The sequence below is a fragment of the Lolliginicoccus suaedae genome, assembly GCF_008312885.1.
Lineage (GTDB): Bacteria > Actinomycetota > Actinomycetes > Mycobacteriales > Mycobacteriaceae > Lolliginicoccus > Lolliginicoccus suaedae.
In genome coordinates, this window is sequence record NZ_VSSO01000001.1 from 1 (window position 1) to 19,318 (window position 19,318).

General features: G+C 68.5%; 17 protein-coding genes. 10 read left to right on the forward strand and 7 right to left on the reverse strand.

Going from position 1 to position 19,318, the window contains the following annotated elements; genetic code table 11:
- Positions 1-250: 250 nt before the first annotated feature.
- Entirely contained in the window at positions 251-1,837 is a 1,587-nt protein-coding gene (locus FXO18_RS00005) for an adenylate/guanylate cyclase domain-containing protein (protein ID WP_149359037.1), read from the reverse strand.
- A gap of 100 nt (positions 1,838-1,937) precedes the next feature.
- Between FXO18_RS00005 and nucS the strand changes: the two genes are divergently transcribed.
- A complete protein-coding gene (gene nucS, locus FXO18_RS00010; RefSeq protein ID WP_149360009.1) occupies positions 1,938-2,597 on the forward strand; it encodes an endonuclease NucS in 660 nt (219 codons plus the stop codon).
- A 473-nt stretch (positions 2,598-3,070) separates the two neighbouring features.
- Here the strand turns inward: nucS and FXO18_RS00020 are convergent, their stop codons facing one another.
- Positions 3,071-4,054 carry a coiled-coil domain-containing protein gene (locus FXO18_RS00020; protein ID WP_149359039.1) on the reverse strand — a complete coding sequence of 328 codons (984 nt, stop codon included), beginning with the start codon at positions 4,052-4,054 and terminating at the stop codon, positions 3,071-3,073.
- A gap of 89 nt (positions 4,055-4,143) precedes the next feature.
- Positions 4,144-4,617 carry a methylmalonyl-CoA epimerase gene (gene mce, locus FXO18_RS00025; RefSeq protein WP_149359040.1) on the reverse strand — a complete coding sequence of 158 codons (474 nt, stop codon included), beginning with the start codon at positions 4,615-4,617 and terminating at the stop codon, positions 4,144-4,146.
- 173 nt (positions 4,618-4,790) lie between these two features.
- On the opposite strand from mce, the gene FXO18_RS00030 reads away from it, so the two are divergent.
- From FXO18_RS00030 to FXO18_RS00040, 3 genes are all read left to right on the forward strand, one after another.
- On the forward strand, positions 4,791-5,975 hold the full coding sequence (locus FXO18_RS00030) for an acetyl-CoA C-acetyltransferase (RefSeq protein WP_149359041.1): 1,185 nt from the start codon (positions 4,791-4,793) through the stop codon (positions 5,973-5,975).
- Positions 5,976-6,209: 234 nt separating this feature from the next.
- Positions 6,210-6,602 carry a DUF3817 domain-containing protein gene (locus tag FXO18_RS00035; RefSeq protein ID WP_149359042.1) on the forward strand — a complete coding sequence of 131 codons (393 nt, stop codon included), beginning with the start codon at positions 6,210-6,212 and terminating at the stop codon, positions 6,600-6,602.
- A gap of 74 nt (positions 6,603-6,676) precedes the next feature.
- Complete coding sequence (locus FXO18_RS00040) at positions 6,677-7,639, forward strand: tetratricopeptide repeat protein (protein ID WP_149359043.1); 963 nt, start codon at positions 6,677-6,679, stop codon at positions 7,637-7,639.
- A gap of 24 nt (positions 7,640-7,663) precedes the next feature.
- On the opposite strand, the gene FXO18_RS00045 is transcribed toward FXO18_RS00040, so the two are convergent.
- From FXO18_RS00045 to glgB, 3 genes are all read right to left on the reverse strand, one after another.
- Complete coding sequence (locus tag FXO18_RS00045) at positions 7,664-8,638, reverse strand: dipeptidase (protein ID WP_149359044.1); 975 nt, start codon at positions 8,636-8,638, stop codon at positions 7,664-7,666.
- 66 nt (positions 8,639-8,704) lie between these two features.
- Entirely contained in the window at positions 8,705-10,045 is a 1,341-nt protein-coding gene (locus FXO18_RS00050) for a neutral zinc metallopeptidase (RefSeq protein ID WP_149359045.1), read from the reverse strand.
- Positions 10,038-12,293 (reverse strand): 1,4-alpha-glucan branching protein GlgB, encoded by a 2,256-nt coding sequence (gene glgB, locus FXO18_RS00055; protein ID WP_149359046.1) that lies wholly within the window; start codon positions 12,291-12,293, stop codon positions 10,038-10,040. The genes FXO18_RS00050 and glgB overlap by 8 nt, the downstream gene beginning before the upstream one ends.
- Before the next feature lie 152 nt (positions 12,294-12,445).
- On the opposite strand from glgB, the gene FXO18_RS00060 reads away from it, so the two are divergent.
- From FXO18_RS00060 to FXO18_RS00085, 6 genes are all read left to right on the forward strand, one after another.
- A complete protein-coding gene (locus tag FXO18_RS00060; RefSeq protein WP_149360010.1) occupies positions 12,446-13,267 on the forward strand; it encodes an ABC transporter ATP-binding protein in 822 nt (273 codons plus the stop codon).
- A 35-nt stretch (positions 13,268-13,302) separates the two neighbouring features.
- Entirely contained in the window at positions 13,303-14,082 is a 780-nt protein-coding gene (locus FXO18_RS00065) for an enoyl-CoA hydratase/isomerase family protein (protein ID WP_149359047.1), read from the forward strand.
- Positions 14,083-14,137: 55 nt separating this feature from the next.
- On the forward strand, positions 14,138-15,154 hold the full coding sequence (locus tag FXO18_RS00070; RefSeq protein ID WP_223114401.1) for a class I SAM-dependent methyltransferase: 1,017 nt from the start codon (positions 14,138-14,140) through the stop codon (positions 15,152-15,154).
- 13 nt (positions 15,155-15,167) lie between these two features.
- Positions 15,168-16,337 carry a THUMP-like domain-containing protein gene (locus tag FXO18_RS00075; RefSeq protein ID WP_149359048.1) on the forward strand — a complete coding sequence of 390 codons (1,170 nt, stop codon included), beginning with the start codon at positions 15,168-15,170 and terminating at the stop codon, positions 16,335-16,337.
- A gap of 68 nt (positions 16,338-16,405) precedes the next feature.
- On the forward strand, positions 16,406-17,515 hold the full coding sequence (gene ald, locus FXO18_RS00080) for an alanine dehydrogenase (protein WP_187774182.1): 1,110 nt from the start codon (positions 16,406-16,408) through the stop codon (positions 17,513-17,515).
- A gap of 62 nt (positions 17,516-17,577) precedes the next feature.
- The gene (locus FXO18_RS00085) at positions 17,578-18,336 is read left to right on the forward strand and encodes an acyltransferase (RefSeq protein WP_149359050.1); all 759 of its coding nucleotides are present in this window, start codon (positions 17,578-17,580) and stop codon (positions 18,334-18,336) included.
- Between the two features lie 78 nt (positions 18,337-18,414).
- Here the strand turns inward: FXO18_RS00085 and FXO18_RS00090 are convergent, their stop codons facing one another.
- Positions 18,415-19,257: an SDR family oxidoreductase gene (locus FXO18_RS00090; RefSeq protein ID WP_149359051.1), complete on the reverse strand. Its 843-nt coding sequence runs from the start codon at positions 19,255-19,257 to the stop codon at positions 18,415-18,417.
- Between the last annotated feature and the right edge of the window lie 61 nt (positions 19,258-19,318).

Here is a 19,318-nt window from a genome sequence, read left to right on the forward strand (position 1 = left end):
ACCCGACAGGGTGCGGGAGAGTAGGACACCGCCGGGCAAACACATGTGAACAAGCGGGAGGGGCGGTCGCCAGCAGGCGACCGCCCCTCCCGCCAATTCGCCATGCTCGTGGGCGATGGCCCCTGTCGCGCCCCGCCGAACGGCCGGGCCACGAGCACCGGTCAAGCTCCGTATGAAGCTCGTTCCACAGAACCCCACCCATCCCGCCTACTGGCGTTCACCGGTCACCAGTCAGAGTGCGACTCAACCATCAGACTGACTCTGAGGCCGACTCGACTGGCTGGGCATCAGCCTTGCGCGGGACCGCAACAACAGTCATCGCTTCGCGGCCGCGCAACTGCACCTCGCGCTCTGGGCGCCACTTGCGTGACTCCCGAGCGCCGGCAGCTTCCAGGCAGGCCCCCGAAGCGGCGATCCGGCCAGGGACAGTCTTGGCCACATCGGATAGTCGTGCTGCCTCGTTCACAGGATCCCCGATGACGGTGTACTCGAAGCGCTCGTGCGCCCCCACGTTGCCCGCGACCGCGATGCCGTACGCCACACCGATGCCTGCCTCGCAATCAGGCACTTCGCGCTCGAGCCGCTTCATGATGGTCCGCGTGGCACGCAGCGCAGCTCCAGCTGGATCATCGACCTCGATCGGCGCTCCGAAGATGGCGAGCGCGGCATCCCCCTCGAACTTGTTGATGAAGCCACCATTGCGGTCCACTTCCTCGACGACGACGGCGAAGAACCGATTGAGCAGGGCAACGACCTCGGTCGGTGGCAGTTGGGTGGCCAGCCGTGTAGAACCGATCAGATCGACGAAAAACACCGCGACCGAGCGTTCCTCGCCGCCGAGCTCCGCGTCGTGGTCGAGCGCGTTGGCAGCGACCGCTCGCCCAACATGGCGACCGAAGAGATCGCGGATGCGTTCCCTTTCGCGGAGTCCTTCCGCCATCCGGTTGAACCCGACTTGAAGGTCGCCGAGCTCCGATCCGTCGAACACGACGACCCGGGCATCGAAATCGCCTTTCTCGATCTTCCGCATGGCATGCCGCACCACCCGCACGGGAGCAATGGTTCGCGAGGTATTCAGCAGTTCCATGAACCCGCCGAAGAGCAGGACGATCGCGCCGAGAGAGAGTATGGAGATGATGAGCGGTGCGATCTTCACGTCGTCGCGGACGATGGCGGCGATCGCGATGACCATCAAGCCACTGACAGGGACACCGGTCCCCACCATCCACGTGACCATCGAGCGGCTCACCGCGCCCGCGCGGCGGCCGGGGTGATCTCCGTAGGAAAGGACCTCCGCGGCAGCGGGCCGCAGCGCGAACTCGCTGAGCAGGTAGGCGATCGCGCACACGACCATCCCTGCCGATGCGAGGGTGAATGCCATCTTCGCGATGATCTCGGGCTCGATGGCCCCGTACCACGCGGTGAACAAGACCAGCGCGATGCTCCACAGCGCGAGCTGGATGAACGTGAGCCGCCACGGGGTGGCGAGCGCGATGCGTCGTTGCCGGGGCGTGGGAGGCTCGCCGCTCTGGGCCCATCGGAGGTCCTTGAGCGCGCGACGGGTTCCCCACACGATGCCCAGGAACAAGGCAGCACCGACATACACAGGTACGCCAACAATGTTGGGCACGAGGAACTTGGTCTGTATCACCGAGGGGCCGGGAACCACCCAGACGATGAGCACCACCACGATCGCGATCCCGATGATGTTGGCGCCGACGAGGAACGTGGTGAGGAGCAGTTGCACACGGATCCGCCGCGCGGTCCGTCCCTCGTTCTCGCGGCCAAGCAGCCAGGAGCCGAGCGGTGATCGGGGACTGGGCAGGACGGGACTCATGGCCCCAGAGTAGGGCAGCGGCGGTGCGGCAATGGGACGTTCGTCGGCTCGGCCCCGCGTGGCATTCGGTGCCTGGCCATGCTGCACCTATTGTGGACGGGTGCGTTTAGTTATAGCTCAGTGCCAGGTTGATTATGTTGGACGCTTGACCGCTCATCTGCCGCTCGCGAAGCGGTTGCTGCTGGTGAAGGCAGACGGCTCGGTGAGCATCCATGCCGACGACCGTGCCTACAAGCCGTTGAACTGGATGAGCCCGCCGTGCACCTTGACCGAGAACGGCAATGAGTGGGTGGTGGTGAACAAGGCGGGCGAGGAGCTTCGCATCACCATCGATGAGATCGAGCTCGATGCGTCGCATGAGCTGGGCGAGGATCCTGGCTTGATCAAGGATGGTGTGGAGGCGCACCTCCAGATCCTGCTCGCGGAGCACGTGGAGACGCTGGGGGATGGTTACCGCTTGGTCCGGCGCGAGTTCCCCACAGCGATCGGCCCGGTGGACCTGATGTGCCGCGATGCGGAAGGTATCAGTGTCGCGGTCGAGGTGAAGCGGCGGGGCGAGATCGACGGTGTGGAGCAGCTCACGCGCTACCTGGAGCTGTTGAACCGGGATCCGTTGCTGGCACCGGTGCGGGGGGTTTTCGCGGCGCAGCAGATCAAGCCGCAGGCGCGGACGCTCGCGTCGGACCGCGGTATCCGCTGCTTGACCCTGGACTATGACCAGTTGCGGGGTCTGGGCAGCGACGAGTATCGGCTTTTCTGACGTCGATGGTGTGCTTTCTCACCGCTTGCTGGGGGACGGGGCGGTCCGTTCTTCTGTGCTGGCCCGGATAGACTGGGCGGCATGCCGCGCCGGAACACGCCCCAGCGGAACGCTAGCCAACGTCGTCAGTCGGGGCGCCGCTCGGGCTCCAGCGACGCACGGCCACCAGGCGTCCACCTAGGGGGACTCTCGAGTCCTCGCACGGAGCATGGCTCCCCGAAGGGCTGGGGCGATGACGAGTTCCTGGTCCGCGATGTGCCAGGCAGTGCCGCTACGAAGGATTACCGGTGCCCGGGTTGCGACCAGGTCATCATGCGGGGCTCCGCGCACGTGGTGGCGTGGCCTAGCAGGCCTGGGGGAACCGATGACCGACGTCATTGGCACCGTGGATGCTGGAACAGGCGCGCGACCCGCTCGGTGACCAGGAAGTGGTCGTGATCGAAGCGGATCGCGCGCCTGTCGAGGGTAGCTAGCTAGTTCTGCTGGCTGGACTGTGAGTCGTCGTCGGACTCGAACGGATCCTGCATCTCGCCCGTGGTCTCGCTGTCGGTGGCGTAGCGGCGAGTGTTGCGGGTGTTGTCGTCAATGGCGTCATCGGCTGCGCTGCGGGCGCTCGACTCGGTGTCGGTCTTGCCAAGCACGCCGGGGAATGCATCGAACTGCTCCCGGACGCTGGCGATCTGCTTGAGCAGGTGATCCCGCACGGAACCAAGCTCGTCGACGATCTCGGTGGCGCGAGCGATGCGCGTATTGGCGTCGCCAGTGGCCTCGTTGATCACGTCCTCGGCTTCCGCGTGCGCATCGTTGACGGTGCGATCGGCATCGCGGCGTGCACGGTCACGCAGTTCCTCGATCTCGCGGAGCGCTGCGGTGCGCTTCTCGGACATGGTGGCGTTGAAGTCCTCGAGCTGCTGGCGCTGCTGCGCGGCGGTCTCGGCCTCGATCTGGCGGCGCTTGGCCTCGGCGCCCTCGACGATGCGCTCGGCCTCGCTGCGGGCACGCGCGAGGGTTTCCTTCTGCTCGGCCTCGAGGCGGGCGCGGCGCTGGGTCCACTCCTCGTACTCGCGCTTCTGCCGGGTCTCGAGCTCATGCGCGTTCTGCTCGGCGATCGACATGGTCTCGGCAGCATCGGCGCGGGCCTGCTCGCGCGTCTCGGTGGCTTCGTCGGCGGCGAGGCGCATCATGCGGGCGATGCGATCGCTGACGTCCGCTGCCGTGGTGGGCGCGGTGGCGAGCTGGTCGACATCCTCGCGCAGCGCCTGGATCTCCGCACGGGCCTCATCGAGCTGGTAGGCGAGATCGTTCGCCTGGGCGGCGATGGCATCGCGATCCGCCGCGGTGACGCGGATCTCCGCGTCGATCCGGCTCAGGTGCTCATGGACCTCGGTGCGATCGTAGCCACGCATCGCAATGCTGAACATCGTGCTGTGGGGGGTAGCTTCGGTGGTGCGCGCCATCGTTATCAGCCTCTATCGTGCGGTGCGCTTCCGTCCCCGGGAAGCTGCAGTCACTGGATCTGGTGAACCCAGTGTGCACGTCATGGCCGCTATTGGTGGTGTGGCGCGCCGTGGGCGGGCTCAACAAGTTCGACGAGGATGCCGCCCGCATCCTTGGGGTGCACGAAGTTGATCCGCGAGTCGGCGGTGCCGCGGCGGGGCTCGTCATACAGCAGGCGGACACCGAGTCCGGTCAGGTGCTCGGTGACGGCGTCGAGGTCGGTGACGCGGTAGGCGAGCTGCTGCATGCCGGGGCCGTGGCGGTCGAGGAACTTCTTGATGGTGGAGCTGTCATCGAGGGGCGCGAGGAGCTGGATCGCGGTCGCGGCGGAGATGTCGGTGCCCTGCGCGGCGGGCACGAGCATTGCTTCCTCGACGCCCTGGCCCTCGTTGGTCTCGCGGTGCGCGAGCACGAGCCCGAAAGTGCGGCTGTACCAGTCGATTGCCTGGTCCAGGTCGGCGACCGCGACACCGACGTGGTCGATCGCCGTGATCAAGGAACCGATCTCAGGTGTGGACAGCATGTGTCGACGTTATCGTCGCTCTGCCAGGAATGCCCAATCCACGTGATCGACGCCACACGGGCGCGGCGCGCAAGCGGCCCGGTAGTCTTGCTGGACGCGGGAAAGTGGACCCGTCACGCGTCGTCCACGCCTCGCCCCACACGCGGAGACTCGTCAGGAATGCGGAGGTTCGGATGACAACGTCAGTCATCGTTGCAGGTGCGCGCACACCGATCGGCAGGCTGCTCGGCTCGCTGAAGGGGCTGAGCGCCGCCCAGCTGGGCTCGATCGCCATAGCGGGCGCGCTGGAGAAAGCGGGTGTCGCGGCCTCCGATGTCGACTATGTCATCCTCGGCCATGTGCTCCAGGCCGGCCAGGGCCAGCTGCCCGCGCGCCAGGCCGCTGCGGGCGCGGGAATCCCGATGAGCGTGCCGTCCATCAACATCAATAAGGTGTGCCTCTCGGGGCTCAACACCATCGCCATGGCTGATCAGTTGATCCGGGCGGGCGAGGTGGAGATCGTTGTCGCGGGCGGCATGGAATCCATGTCCAACGCCCCGCACCTGCTGCTCGGGAGCCGTGAGGGAACTAAGTTCGGCGATACCAAGCTCGTCGATCACATGGCGTTCGATGGGCTTCGCGATCACTTCACCGCGGAGGCCATGGGCAAGCTCACCGATGACCGCAATGACTCCGACAAGGTGTCGCGCGAGGAGCAGGACGCGTTCGCCGCGGATTCCCACCAGCGGGCCGCCCGCGCGTGGGAGGCCGGGCTGTTCAAGGACGAGGTTGTTCCGGTGGAGATCCCGCAGCGCAAGGGCGCTCCCGTTGTGTTCGACCGCGACGAGGGCGTGCGCGGGGACACGACAGCGGAGTCGCTGGGCAAGCTGCGGCCGGCGTTCCGCCGTGACGGCACCGTGACGGCCGGCAATGCCTCGCAGATCTCCGACGGTGCTGCCGCGGTCGTCGTGATGAGCAAGGAGAAGGCCGAGTCGCTGGGACTGGCCTGGCTCGCGGAGATCGGGCCGCATGGCATGTCCGCCGGGCCGGACTCGACCTTGCAGTCCCAGCCAGCGCTGTCGATCGCCAATGCCTGCGCGAAGGCTGGGGTGGAGCCGGCCGAGCTCGATCTCGTGGAGATTAACGAGGCATTCGCTGCGGTTGGCTTGGTCTCGGCGCGCGAGCTGGGCGTCAGCACTGACCGGATCAATGTCAATGGTGGCGCGATCTCGATCGGTCATCCGCTCGGCATGTCGGGCGCGCGCATCGTGCTGCACCTGGCGCTGGAGCTGCAGCGCCGTGGCGGCGGCGTGGGCGCCGCGGGATTGTGCGGCGGTGGCGGCCAGGGCGATGCACTGATCGTGCGGGTGCCTGCCTGATCGTGGTGCCTGCCTGAAGCGTCGGCCGAGGCGCTGGGCCGCACGACATGTTGGCTGCAAACGCGATAGAAGCTGCTCGAACTCCGGGGCAGCTTCTATCGCGTTTGGCGTTCTCCGGTGCTTTTGGTGCCTGGCGGCCGCCCTGCGGCTACCAAGCACCCGCAGCCGCCACGCGCGGGTGATGTCTACGACAGGATGTCGTAGTCCTTGGCGGCGTGCGGCACAATGGGCGGCATGCGTGCTAACCCGTATCTCCAGGATCTCTTCTCCGTCGCGACCCCGGCCAAGCGGTTCCGTCTTATCGCCGTGATCGAGGCCCTGACCTGGGCGGGGCTTCTGGTCGGCATGTTCCTCAAGCACGTCACCCACACCACTGAGCTGGGAGTTCAAGTGTTCGGGGCGCTGCATGGGGGTGCGTTCATGCTGTTCATCGCGGTCACGGCCGCGACCGCCTGGAGCCTGCGCTGGAACTGGCGCGTCATCGTGCTCGCCCTGCTCTCGAGCATCCCGCCCCTGGCCACCGTGGTCTTCGAGGTGTGGGCGGCTCGCCGCGGGCACCTGGCGGAGCTCTCCGCCGCAGTGGAGAAGGGCGAGAGCGTCGACGCTCGCGCGCAGGGGCAGGGATAGGGAACCCGGAGCGATAAGCCAACGGCGAACGCTCCTGGCTGTCAGCACGGCCCAGCTCATGCCAGACTAGATACGTGACTCGACCTGGACGACCAACCCCTGCAACCTCGTTCGCCGGTGCCGTCGATCTCTCGGCGCTCAAGGAACGTGCTGCCCGCCGTTCCGCACCACAGGCCAGCAATCCTGCTGCGGCCCCGCCCGGCGCGGACTCGTCGGCTTCCACCGCATCAGGCGTTCCGGTGATCGTTGACGTCACCGAGGCCACCTTCGAGGCCGAAGTGGTCGAGCGGTCGAACCAGGTGCTCGTGGTCGTGGACCTGTGGGCGCCCTGGGCCGAGCCTTGCAAGCAACTATCCCCGGTGCTGGAGAAGCTCGCGCGGGAAGGCAGGGGCAGCTGGATCCTCGCGAAAATCGATGTCGAGGAGAATCCCCGCATCGCGCAGGTCTTCGGCGTGGAATCCATCCCCACGGTTGTGGCCATCGCAAATGGGCAGCCGGTGCATGCGTTCGCGGGCGCGCAATCGGAGGACCAGATCCGCAACTGGCTGGCCGAGCTGCAGAAGGCGGTCGGCGACAGGCTGCCCGGCCTGAGCGCAGAGGGGGAGGCCGAGCCCGCGCAGCCGCCCACCGATCCCCGTTTCGAGGCCGCCGAGGAGGCGCTCAACGAGGGTGACTTCGACAAGGCCGAGGCCGAGTACCAGAGGATTCTCGGCGAGGAGCCCCGCAACGCCGAGGCCAAGTCCGGGCTCAACCACGCTCGATTCCTCGCTCGCGTGCGCTCGATCGACCCTGAGGCGCCGCGCAAGGCTGAAGCCGACCCCACCGATATCGAGGCCCAGCTCGCGGCAGCTGATCTGGAGATCATCTCGCAGCAACCAGGCAAGGCATTCCAGCGGCTCATCGAGGTCGTGCGGGCCACCTCCGGGGAAGACCGCGCCGCCGCGCGGGAACGGCTGCTCTCTCTCCTGGAGATGTTCGATCCCGCTGACCCCACCGTGCTCGCCGCGCGCCGGGATCTCGCCGCAGCCCTGTTCTGAGCAGCCATACGCTGGCCCCGCAGGTCACGATGCGGTCCGGCCAGCTTCCGGCCACGTTTGCTCGGCGACGCGGTAGAAGTTGCCGCCGAGCACGGCGGTGATGTCGCTGTCGGCCCATCCGCGCTGCTCGAGGTGGTGCCCGAGCTGCAGGAAAGTCTCTGGCGGCATCCATTGGATGGGGCCCCAGCGGGTGTAGCTGTCGTCGAAGAGTGCTGGGTTCGCGGCGATCTCCTCGAGGAAGTCCTCGTGGTCGAAGGAATAGTCGCTGCTGACTCCGACGTGCTCGATGCCGACGAGCTCTACCGCGTGCTCGATGTGCCGGGTCAGTGCCTCAAGGGTGGGGGTATTGGGGCCGAGAAAGATCCCGACGCACGTGATCCCGATGACCCCTCCCGTCGCGGCGCAGGCAATGGCTTGCTCGTCGGTGATGTTGCGTGGGTGATCCCAGACCGCCCGCATGCACGAGTGGCTGTAGACGACGGGCCTGGTGGATGCCTCACACATGTCGAGGCCGGTTCGGGTGCTGCAGTGCGAGCCGTCGGGCACCATCCCTGCGGAGTTCATCTCGGCGACGATCGCTCGCCCCCATGCGGTGAGGCCGGTGTCCTCGGTGTCGAGGCTGCCGCAGCCGGCGGCGTTCGCGTGGTTGTAGGTGGGCAGCATGGTGCGTACTCCGAGGGCGGCGAACCGGTGCACGTTGTCGAGGTCTCCCTCGAGCGGTCCGGAGTCCTCGAGATCGAAGGCAACGGCGATCCTGCCGGAGTCCCGGACTGCTGCCACGTCGGCGATGCTTGTGACGAGGTCCATCTCGGGGGAGGTGCCTATCTCGCGCCGGAAGTGGTCGAGCAGCCCGAGCACGTCGTCGCGGCTATGCGGGGCGTACCCGGCGTTGACCGAGGCGAAGGTTCCACCGGGCCACCGGTAGCGGCTCAGCTCCGTCACGTCCGCATCGAGGCTCAGCGGCAGGCACGTGTGCTGTTCCCAGAGCAAAGGCGTCATGCCCCATGATCTTGCACGACACCAGGCACCGCTGCGACGAGATTCCCAGCGCGGGCCCTGTGCCCTCTAGGGATGCCCGCATGCCGGCAGCCCGCCGCGGAATCCTTTCCCGAAGGCGTCGATGCGCGCTATCCCGACGGGGATGGCGGCGGCGACCAGGGAGTTGAGGGCGGGGTCGAGCAGGGCGGTGATCGCCTCGTCGAGGTCGCCGGGGGAGAGGTAGATCCTGCCCGTTTCCTCGCGCGCGGTGGCGGCGGCCCACGCCCCGTTCAGGCACAGTGCGCGCTCCACGGCTGTGGCACCGAGGTCGTTCGATGCTTCCTTGGCCAGGATCGCATGCAGCGCGATGATGCTGAACGCGCTGAAGTCACCGTGTGGCCTGGCAGTGTCGCGGGCCTCGGCGCCCTGCCGGAGATGAGGCAGGTCGAGCTCAAGATAGTTGGTGCTGGCGCAGTGCTCCACGGGCGGCTGGAGCGAGCGGTCGGGGCAGTCGCTGGCCGGTTCAGTGGATATGGCTGGAGTCGTGGCCCACTCCAGGAACCCGGCGATCGAGGTGACCACGAGCCGTGCTGTTCCCTCGGTGACGGGCAGCTCGCCGCGGTCGAGGGCGTGCGCGTACTGGTCCGGCATCCCGGCTTGCCGATGCTCGATCGTGCGCGCGGTGATGCTGGCGCAGGCTTCCGTGCCCCCGTGCACGCCGAGGGCGAAGGCGTCGATGCGGTCGAACCCGGAGCCGTGCCGCGCTTCCCCGAGCGGGGAGGGGTCGCGCACCGAGAGCAGCGTGGCGAGCACCGCGTCGAGAGCATCGGTCGTGTTCATCCGGAACCGCGGTGATTCGTCCCGCATGACGCTGCCGAGGTAGGTACCGGCGAAGCAGTCGGCCTGCTGCTCCCAGAGCAGTGTCGCGCTGTCTGGGGGTGCGTTGTCGATCCCGGGAAGCCCGAGGTTGGCGCTGATGGCATGGCCATACTCGTGGGCGAGGACGAGCACCCCGGCGAGCGGGCCGAGCTCGTCGATCAGCGCGGTGAACCGGTCAGTGCGATCCCAGCCGATGGTCCGGGACGAGGGGCAGTAGGCTGCGACGCCGAGGCTGTCCGTCGGGGCGGCGCAGAACGTGTCGCTGGAGCTCCTCCCGTCGTATGGCGCGAAGGACAGGTCCGCCGGTTCCAGCTCGTCGGCCCAGAATTCACCGAGATCGGTGAGTGCCTGCGCGGCAAGCTGGTCAGCGGAGTCGTCGCTGGTCGGCCCCGTGAGCTCCACGGTGGGCGCGGGCGCGCTGGGGCGCAAGCCACTGGGCCCGTAGGTCACTGGCAGGGGAGCGGGCTCCTCGGTGGGGGTCGCGGTGCACGCAGTGGCGGCAAGGGCGCAGGCGGCCACCGCGGCGGTCCAGCGATCGATGCTAGCCATCGGGGGCTGGCCCGTCCCAGGCGAACCATATCGAGGTCAGCGCGGGAATGGTGATCACCGCGCAGGCCTGGTGCCCGTGCCAGGGAGTTGGCAAGGCTTCGGTGGCGCCGAGGTTTCCCTGGCCGCTGCCGCCGTACTCGTTCCCTGCGGTATTGAGCACCTCGTTCCACCGGCCGGGCCTGGGCAGCCCGACCCGGTAGTGATCGAGATCGGTGCCGCCGTGGTTGGTGATGCAGGCGAGCAGGCTGTCCCCGCTCGCGCGGAGGAACGAGACGACGCTGTTGCGGGAGTCGGCCGCGTCGATCCAGGCGAACGATTCGGGTGTTCCCTCGGACCGCCACAGCGCGGGAACGCGTCGATAGAAGTAGTTGAGATCATCGACGAGCAGCTGGATGCCGCGGTGCAGGGGGCTGTCCGCGGAGCCGGTGGAGATCTCGAACCAGTCGAGGCCGCGCATCTCGCTCCACTCCGCGGTCTGCGCGAACTCCTGGCCCATGAAGAGCAGCTTCTTGCCCGGGTGCGCCCACATCGCCGCGAGCAAGGAGCGCACGGTCGCTGCTCGCTCGCTGTCGGTGCCAGTGGCGCGGGACCACAGGGTGCCCTTGCCGTGGACTACCTCGTCGTGGCCGAGCGGCAGCACGAAGTGCTCGGTCTGGCTGCTCATCAGCGAGAACGTCACCTCGTTGTGGTGGTAGCCGCGATGCTCCGGCGCGCGGGCGTGGTAGCGCAGGACGTCGTTCATCCAGCGCATGTTCCACTTGAAGGTGAAGCCGAGCCCGCCGAGGCGCACGGACCGGGTCACGCCGGGCCAGGAGGTGGAGTCCTCGGCGATGGTGAGGCAGCCCGGCCCATGGTGCGCGACGCTGGTGGTGAGCTCGCGGAGGAACTCCACGGCATCGAGGTTCTCGCGCCCGCCGAGCTCGTTGGGCGTCCAGCCGCCGGGAGGCCGGGAGTAGTCGAGGTAGAGCATCGAGGCGACAGCATCCACGCGCAGCCCGTCGATGTGGAACTCGTCGATCCAATAGAGGGCGCTCGAGATGAGGAAGTTGCGCACTTGCGGCTTGGACCAGTCGAAGATGTAGGTGCCCCAGTCGGGGTGCTCGCCGCGCTGCGGGTCGGGATGCTCGTACAGCGTGGTCCCGTCGAACCGGGCGAGGGCCCATTCGTCTCGGGGGAAGTGGGCGGGCACCCAGTCCAGGATCACTCCGATGCCTGCGGCGTGGCAGGCGTCGATGAGGTAGCGGAGGTCGTCGGCGGTGCCGTGCCGGGGAGTGGGCGCGTAGTAGGAGGTGACCTGGTAGCCCCAGGAGCCGCCGTATGGGTGCCCGGCGAGTGGCAGGAACTCGATGTGGGTGAAGCCGCGCGCCCGGGCGTAGGGCACGAGCACGTCGGCGAGATCCCGGAACGTGGCCGCGCCCTCGGCGAGCTCGCGGGACCAGGATGCCGCGTGCACCTCGTAGATGCTGATCGGCTCGCGGGTCCAATCGGTGCGGGAGCGGGCGGCGAGCCAGTCCGCGTCGCTCCACTCGTGCGTTGATGGCTCCGCGATGCGGGAGGCGGTATGGGGCGGCACCTCCGTCTCGCGCGCGAGGGGGTCCGCTTTCTCGTGGACCTGCCCGTCGCGGCCATGGATGTGGAACTTGTAGAGTTCGCCGGGCTGCGCGGACGGCACCAGCACGTCCCAGGCCCCGCCATCGAGGCGACGCATCGGGAAGGTCCGGCCCGACCAGCGATCGAAATCGCCCGTCACTGTGACGCCGGCAGCGTGGGGCGCCCAGACGGTGAACGCGATGCCGTTGATGCCGTCGATGGTCGCCGGCCGTGCACCGAAGTCCTCCCACAGGCGCGGGCAGCGTCCTTCGGTGAACGCGGCGAGGGTCGGCCCCGTGGTCGCCGGTGCGAGCCGGTAACCGTCGGCGGTGGTGTGCTCGCCGTCGGCGTAGCGCGCCGTGACGAGGTAGTCGAGCAGCCCGGCGTCGACACCATCGGGCAGGTCGGTGACGAAGATCCCGTCGCCCTCGGCGTCGAGGCGGATGGGGCCTCCTCCGGGAAGAGCAGGGCCGACCAGCTCCGCCTCCAGCGCGTAGGGGCGCAGTACCCGGATCGTGCTGCCGTGCGGTCCCAGGATCGCGTGCGGGTCAGGGTGCCGGCCCCGCAGGAGCTGCTCGAGCTCGGCAGGGCCCAGCGGCGCGCGCGGCACCCGGCACGCCCTGGGATCGTTCTGCGGCATGCCCGGGGGAACCCTCATGGCCTGCCCCGATCGGTGGTCCGCACCCATCCAGTGTGCCAGCCAGGTGCCGTCCTGCGGGAGCAGGGCCGGGCCTGGGCGACCTTCCCCGCTCGCTGGGCTTTCCGACACACGGGGGGCCTGGCGTGTGGGCGGGGCGGATGTGGGCCAAGATGGTAGCCGTGGGTGAACCGAATCCTGACCTGTTGCTCGAGTTCGATGGCGTGCTGCTCCGCCGCGGCCGCAATACCCTCGTGGGGCCCGTTGATTGGCGGGTAGCCCCGGGCGAGCGGTGGGTGGTGCTCGGCCCGAATGGCGCTGGCAAGACGTCCTTGCTGCGGATCGCTGCCGCCGAGCTGCATCCGACGGCGGGCGAGGCACACTTGCTGGGCGAGACGCTGGGGCATACCGATGTGTCGGAGCTGCGTCCGCGGATCGGCTTGTCCTCGGCAGCCTTGGCCCAGCGTGTCCCCGCCGAGGAGTCGGTCGCGGACCTCGTCGTGTCCGCGGCCTACGCGGTGCTCGGTCGCTGGCGGGAGGACTATGACGAGATCGACCACGAGCGCGCCCGCGAGATGCTCGCAGCAGTGGGGGCGGATCACCTCATCGACCGCACCTACGGCACGCTGTCGGAGGGGGAGCGCAAGCGCGTGCTGATCGCCCGGTCCCTGATGACCGATCCCGAGCTGCTGCTGCTCGATGAGCCCGCTGCAGGCCTGGACCTCGGTGGCCGCGAGGATCTCGTGGCTCGCCTCGCCGAGCTCGCGGCCGACGATGCGGCACCGGGCATCGTCCTGATCACCCACCACGTGGAGGAGATCCCGCCCGGGTTCACGCATGCGTTGCTGCTCCGGGAGGGGCGCGCGGTGGCGCAGGGCCCGCTCGAGGAGACCATCACCGCGGAGAACCTGTCCGAGGCGTTCGATCAGCCGATCAGCCTGACGGTGGAGCACGGCCGGTTCTTCGCCCGCCGCACGGCACCGCACCAGCGCTGATCGGGAAGCGCGGCAGGACAGGGTAGCCTTCCAGCATGGCTGAATACGTCTCCCTCGAAGTGTCCGATGGTATCGGGACCATCAGGCTTGCCCGCCCGCCCATGAACGCGCTCAACCGGCAGGTGCAGGGCGAGCTGCAGGAAGTCGCCCGCGAGGCCACGCGCCGCGCCGACGTCCATGCGGTGATCGTCTACGGCGGCGAGAAGGTCTTCGCCGCGGGCGCGGACGTCAAGGAGATGGCGGGCATGTCCTTCGCGGAGATGTCGGAAGCCATCGGTGACCTGCAGGCCGGGCTCGGAGCCATCGCTACCATCCCCAAGCCCACCGTGGCAGCGGTCACCGGCTACGCGCTCGGCGGCGGCCTCGAGGTGGCGCTGGGCGCGGATCGTCGCATCGTGGGTGACAACGCCAAGCTGGGCGTGCCGGAGATCCTGCTCGGCGTGATCCCCGGCGGCGGCGGGACGCAGCGGCTCGCGCGGCTGGTCGGCCCGGCCCGCGCCAAGGACATGGTCTTCACCGGTCGTTTCGTCGGCGCGGAGGAAGCGCTCGCCATCGGGCTCGTTGACGAGGTCGTCGCGCCCGACGAGGTGTACAACGCGGCACGCGCCTGGGCAGGGCGGTTCGTGGGCGCGGCGGGCCGCGCGCTGGCCGCGGCGAAGGCATCGATCGATCAGGGGCTCGATACCGATCTCGGCACCGGCCTGGCCATCGAGCGGCACCTGTTCGCTTCCCTGTTCGCCACCGAGGACCGCACCATCGGGATGGAATCGTTTGTCGAGAACGGCCCCGGTAAGGCAAAGTTCACCGGCAAGTAGCACCGGCACGAGCCGCGCCAGGACGACCATCTCCACGAGACAAGCAGGAAAGATCATGACAATGACTTCGAACGAGCCCACCCCGGCCGACGCGCGCGTCGAGGATCCCGCGCCCCGGCCGCACGCCACGGCGGAGGAAGTGGCGGCCGCCTTCGAGGACACCAAGCTCGCCCAGGTGCTCTACCACGACTGGGAAGCGGAGACCTACGACGAGAAGTGGTCCATCTCCTACGACGAGCGGTGCGTCTCCTACGCGCGGGGCCGCTTCGAGGCCATCGCCGGCGAGGACCAGCCACTGCCCTACGAGCGCGCGCTCGAGCTTGGCTGCGGCACCGGGTTCTTCCTCCTCAACCTCATGCAGGCCGGGGTCGCCCGCGCCGGCTCGGTGACCGACCTCTCGCCCGGAATGGTGAAGGTCGCGCTGCGCAACGCCGAGAACCTTGGCCTCGACGTCGATGGTCGCGTCGCCGACGCCGAGCGCATCCCGTATGACGACAACACCTTCGACCTCGTCGTGGGCCATGCGGTGCTGCACCACATCCCCGACGTGGAGCAGTCGCTGCGCGAGGTGCTGCGCGTGCTCAAGCCCGGCGGCCGGTTCGTCTTCGCCGGCGAGCCCACCACCGTGGGCAACCTCTATGCCCGCAGGCTCGGCCAGTTGACGTGGTACGCCACCACCAACATCACGAAGCTGCCGTCGCTGCAAGCATGGCGCCGCCCGCAGGCCGAGCTCGACGAGTCCTCTCGCGCTGCCGCCCTCGAGGCTGTCGTGGACCTGCACACCTTCGAGCCGCGCAAGCTCGAGCGGACAGCCCGCAACGCCGGGGCTGTCGAGGTCAAGGCCCGCACCGAGGAGTTCGCCGCGGCCCTGTTCGGCTGGCCCGTGCGCACCTTCGAGGCTGCCGTGCCCGCCGACAAGCTCAGCCTGCAGTGGCGGCTGTTCGCCTACCAGGCGTGGCAGAAGCTCAGCTGGCTCGACGAGACTGTCATGCGGCGCGTCGTTCCTCGCGGGTTCTTCTACAACGCCATGATCACCGGCGTGAAGCCCGCGCCCGCCTCCGCGGCCGACTAGCCCTCGCGGCATCGTGGCCTACGAGTTCACCCTTGATGATGTCGAGTTCCTCCGTTCCCCGCGCGGGACGGAGGAACTCGACCTCGTTGACCACATGCCACTGTCCGACCAGACCCTGGTCCGCGACATCACCGCTGCCAGGGAACGGCATGGTGACCGCGCCGGGGCGCTGATCGAGACGATCCGCCTGCGCCGCCGCGCCCGCGTCAAGCTCGACGTCGACCGGCCATGGCTGCTCACTGCCGATGCCCTCGAGCAGGCGACGCCCGCCCCTGTCGCCCGGCATCGAGCCCAGCGGCTGCGGGGCCTCGACATCCACGATGTGACGTGCTCCATCGGAGCGGACCTTTCCGTGCTCGCCGAGCATGGCGGGAGGGTCATCGGCAGCGACATCGATCCCGTCCGTGCAGCCATGGCAGCGCACAACGCACCGGATGCGCTGGTAGTCCGCGCGGACGCGCTCGTGCCGTGCAGCCGCGATGCTGTGGTGGTCGCTGATCCCGCCCGGCGGGCGGACGGCCGCCGCACCCATGATCCGAGCAAGCTCGTGCCGCCGCTGCCCGATCTGCTCGCCGCCCACGCGAACCGGCACCTCGTGGTGAAATGCGCGCCCGGGATCGACTATGACGCGCTCGGCTGGCCCGGCGAGGTGGAGGTCGTCTCGCTCGACGGTGGTGTCCGGGAGACGTCGCTCTGGTCGCCCGGCCTCGCGGGAACAGGAGTCTCGCGCCGCGCAACGATCCTCCGCACCGATGGGGCAGGGGACACGATCACCGATGCCGAGCCCGATGGCATCCCCGAGCGTCCCGAGGGCGAATGGATCATCGACCCTGATGGTGCCATCGTGCGGGCAGGGCTCGTGCGCCACTATGCCGCGCGGGAGGGCCTCTGGCAGCTCGATCCGCGCATCGCCTACCTGACGGGGGATCATCGCCCGACTGGCACGCGCGGGCACCGCATACTCGCGCGGACGCCGTTCCGGGAGAAGCCCCTGCGCGCACTACTGCGCCACCACGACTGCGGATCGCTGGAGATCCTCGCTCGCGGCGTGCGCATCGATCCGGATGCGCTGCGGCGCCGACTCAAGCCCACCGGCACACGGTCGCTGAGCGTTGTCATCGTGCGCATCGGCGACAGCCCCGAGGCGTTCGTGTGCGAACCAGTGGCCGCGACCGCTCGATAGCGACCACTCCCTCGCGGCGGCCCACTAGACACTGCCCACTAGACTGGGAGGGCAAGGAGGCGATGGCCGTGCTCATTGGAGTCCCTGCCGAGGTGAAGAGCGGCGAGCATCGGGTGGCTCTCACCCCCGACGCGGTCCGCGAGCTGGTGGAAGCCGGCCACGAGGTGCGCATCGAGGCGGGCGCGGGCACCGGGTCGTCGTTCCCCGACACTGATTACGAGAATGCGGGCGCCACGCTGTGCGACGCCAGTGACGCCTGGGCCGCCGCGCTCGTCATCAAGGTCAAGGAGCCCCAGCCGAGCGAGCACGACTACCTCAGGCCCGATCTGCTCCTGTTCACCTACCTGCATCTCGCTGCGACGAGGGAATGCACCGAAGCGCTCGTCGACAGCGGCTGCACCGCCATCGCGTACGAGACGGTCGAGTCACACGATGGAGGGTTGCCGCTGCTCGCGCCGATGAGCCTGATCGCTGGCCGGCTCGCCACCCAGGTGGGTGCCTGGGCACTGCAGAAGGCCAACGGGGGCAGGGGAGTGCTGCTCGGCGGCATCGCCGGGGTGCCCCTCGCCGATGTGGTGGTGATCGGCGCCGGAGCCGCGGGAAGCCAGGCCGTCGATGTCGCGGTGGGCATGGGCGCGCACGTCACGGCGCTGGATGTGAGCACGAGGCCGTTGCGCGGGCTCGTCACTCGCTACGGCAACCGGGTCCGCACCATCACGGCCACCGCTGGGGCTCTGGAGGCGGCGGTCCGGGCCGCGGACCTCGTCATCGGTGCGGTCCTGGTGCGCGGAGCGCGAGCACCGCGACTGGTGAGCAATGATCTCGTCGCGCGAATGCGCCGTGGCAGCGTGCTCGTCGACATTGCCGTCGATCAGGGCGGCTGCTTCGAGGACACCCGCCCCACCACGCATGATGACCCGCTCTACAGCGTGCACCGATCCCGCTTCTACGCGGTGGCGAACATGCCCGCTGCAGTGCCCCGGACCTCCACGTTCGCCCTCGTGGACGCTACGCTGCCCTACATCAAGGCCATCGCGGCGAACGGATGGAGGGAAGCGTGCCGGGCCGATCAGGGCCTGGCCCAGGGCGTGAACGTCACGGCGGGCGCGATCACCTGCGCGCCGGTCGCCCGAGCGCATGGGCTGAGGCACGTCCCGCTGGAGCTCGACGCCACCTGAACCGGGCGGATCCGGCGAGTGCGGTATGGCTTCCCAACGGTCACGCCGTAGGCTTGCATGCCATGACGAGTATGTGGGGTTCGCCGTACAGGCTGCGGTGGCGGGCGCGGCAGCGCGAGGACGGGCAGGCACGATTCCTGACGGTGGCGTCGCTGCGCTGGGTACTGCGCAACAAGGCCTACACGCCGTGGTACCTGGTGCGGTACTACCGGTTGCTGCGGTTCCGCATCGAGAACCCCCACATCATCCTGCGCGGCATGGTCTTCCTCGGCAAGAACGTCGAGATCCACGCCACCCCGGGGCTGTCCCGCATGGAGATCGGCCGGTGGGTTCACATCGGCGACGGCAACGCGATCCGCTGCCACGAGGGCTCGCTGCGTATCGGCGACAAGGCCGTGTTCGGTCGCCAGAACGTGGTCAACGCCTACCTCGATATCGAGATCGGGGATGCCACCCTCGTCGCGGACTGGTGCTACATCTGCGACTTCGACCATGTCGTCGATGACATCACCATGCCGATCAAGGACCAGGGCATCACCAAGGGGCCGGTCCGCATCGGTCCCGATACCTGGATCGCCACGAAGGTGTCGGTGCTGCGCCACACGATCGTTGGACGTGGCTGCGTGCTCGGCGCGCATGCCGTGGTCAAGGGCACGATCCCGGACTTCAGCATCGCCGTGGGCGCGCCAGCGAAGGTCGTGAAGAACCGCAAGGATGCCTGGGAGCGCACCGCCGCGGAGCGGGCCGCGCACGAGGCCGCGCTCGCCGACATCGAGCGGAAGAAGGCGGGCGAGAAGCCGGTCGATTCCGAGGCCAGCTAGCCGTAGTCCTCTCGAACGGGCAAGCAAGAGGCCTCCCCGGCACAGCATGACCGGGGAGGCCTGAGGGTCTACGAGAAGCTACTTGCCGGACATCGGGGTGCCGCGGCCCTTGAACTCCTCCATGCTGTGGTACACGCCGAGGACGCGCCCGGCGAGGAAGTCAAACGCACGGGTGGGCAGCACGCCCTTGAGGCCCTTGGACAGCAGGACGGTCTTGGGCAGGAAGATCAGCGGCGTGCCGGCCTCCATCGCGGCCCACGCCTTGTCGACGACTTCCTGCGGCTCGAGGATCGGGGCCAGCAGCGGGCCCTTGGCACCCTCGAACATGCCGGTGTTGATGTAGCTCGGGCACACGGTGGTCATCTTGACGTGCTTGTGGCCCTCCTGCTCGAGCTCGAGGCGCACCGAGTCGCTCCAGCCGAGCACGCCCCACTTGGACCCGGCGTAGACCGACATCTTCGGGTTCGCGACGGTGCCCGCGGCGGAGGCGAGGGTGATCAGGCGCGAGTCCTCGTTGCGCTCGATCATCTCGTTGAGGAACGCACGCGCGATGTACATCGGGGCGAGCACGTTGATGTCGATGGTGAACTTGGTGTCGCGGATGTTGTCGTGCTCCCAGAAGAGCTTGCCGCGCACCACGCCGGCGTTGTTGATCAGCACGTGCGGAGCGCCGACCTTCTTCTTGACCTCCGCGGCAGCCTTCTCGATCTGGTCGAGATCAGCGACGTCGACGACCTGGGCGAGGATCGTGCCGCCCGCTGAGGTCAGCGCGGCCTCGGTCTTCTCCAGCTCGGGACGGTTGATGTCCCAGATGACGACGTTCGCGGCGCCCTCCTTGACGGCCTTCTCCGCGAACAAGCGTCCCATTCCCATTGCTGCGCCCGTGACGAGCACGGTCTTGCCCTTGACTGAAAATCCCATGCCACTGAGACTATCCGAGCGGACCCCCGCGCCGGCACGCACATGCCGGTTTCGTCGCGAA

What these genes read in the sequence shown, in the direction of transcription:
- FXO18_RS00005 (WP_149359037.1), bottom strand. Translation starts at nt 1,837, where the DNA reads ATGAGTCCCGTCCTGCCCAGTCCCCGATCACCGCTCGGCTCCTGGCTG.
- FXO18_RS00020 (WP_149359039.1), bottom strand. Translation starts at nt 4,054, where the DNA reads ATGGCGCGCACCACCGAAGCTACCCCCCACAGCACGATGTTCAGCATT.
- mce (WP_149359040.1), bottom strand. Translation starts at nt 4,617, where the DNA reads ATGCTGTCCACACCTGAGATCGGTTCCTTGATCACGGCGATCGACCAC.
- FXO18_RS00030 (WP_149359041.1), top strand. Translation starts at nt 4,791, where the DNA reads ATGACAACGTCAGTCATCGTTGCAGGTGCGCGCACACCGATCGGCAGG.
- FXO18_RS00035 (WP_149359042.1), top strand. Translation starts at nt 6,210, where the DNA reads ATGCGTGCTAACCCGTATCTCCAGGATCTCTTCTCCGTCGCGACCCCG.
- FXO18_RS00045 (WP_149359044.1), bottom strand. Translation starts at nt 8,638, where the DNA reads ATGACGCCTTTGCTCTGGGAACAGCACACGTGCCTGCCGCTGAGCCTC.
- FXO18_RS00050 (WP_149359045.1), bottom strand. Translation starts at nt 10,045, where the DNA reads ATGGCTAGCATCGATCGCTGGACCGCCGCGGTGGCCGCCTGCGCCCTT.
- glgB (WP_149359046.1), bottom strand. Translation starts at nt 12,293, where the DNA reads ATGAGGGTTCCCCCGGGCATGCCGCAGAACGATCCCAGGGCGTGCCGG.
- FXO18_RS00060 (WP_149360010.1), top strand. Translation starts at nt 12,446, where the DNA reads ATGGTAGCCGTGGGTGAACCGAATCCTGACCTGTTGCTCGAGTTCGAT.
- FXO18_RS00065 (WP_149359047.1), top strand. Translation starts at nt 13,303, where the DNA reads ATGGCTGAATACGTCTCCCTCGAAGTGTCCGATGGTATCGGGACCATC.
- FXO18_RS00070 (WP_223114401.1), top strand. Translation starts at nt 14,138, where the DNA reads ATGACAATGACTTCGAACGAGCCCACCCCGGCCGACGCGCGCGTCGAG.
- FXO18_RS00085 (WP_149359050.1), top strand. Translation starts at nt 17,578, where the DNA reads ATGACGAGTATGTGGGGTTCGCCGTACAGGCTGCGGTGGCGGGCGCGG.
- FXO18_RS00090 (WP_149359051.1), bottom strand. Translation starts at nt 19,257, where the DNA reads ATGGGATTTTCAGTCAAGGGCAAGACCGTGCTCGTCACGGGCGCAGCA.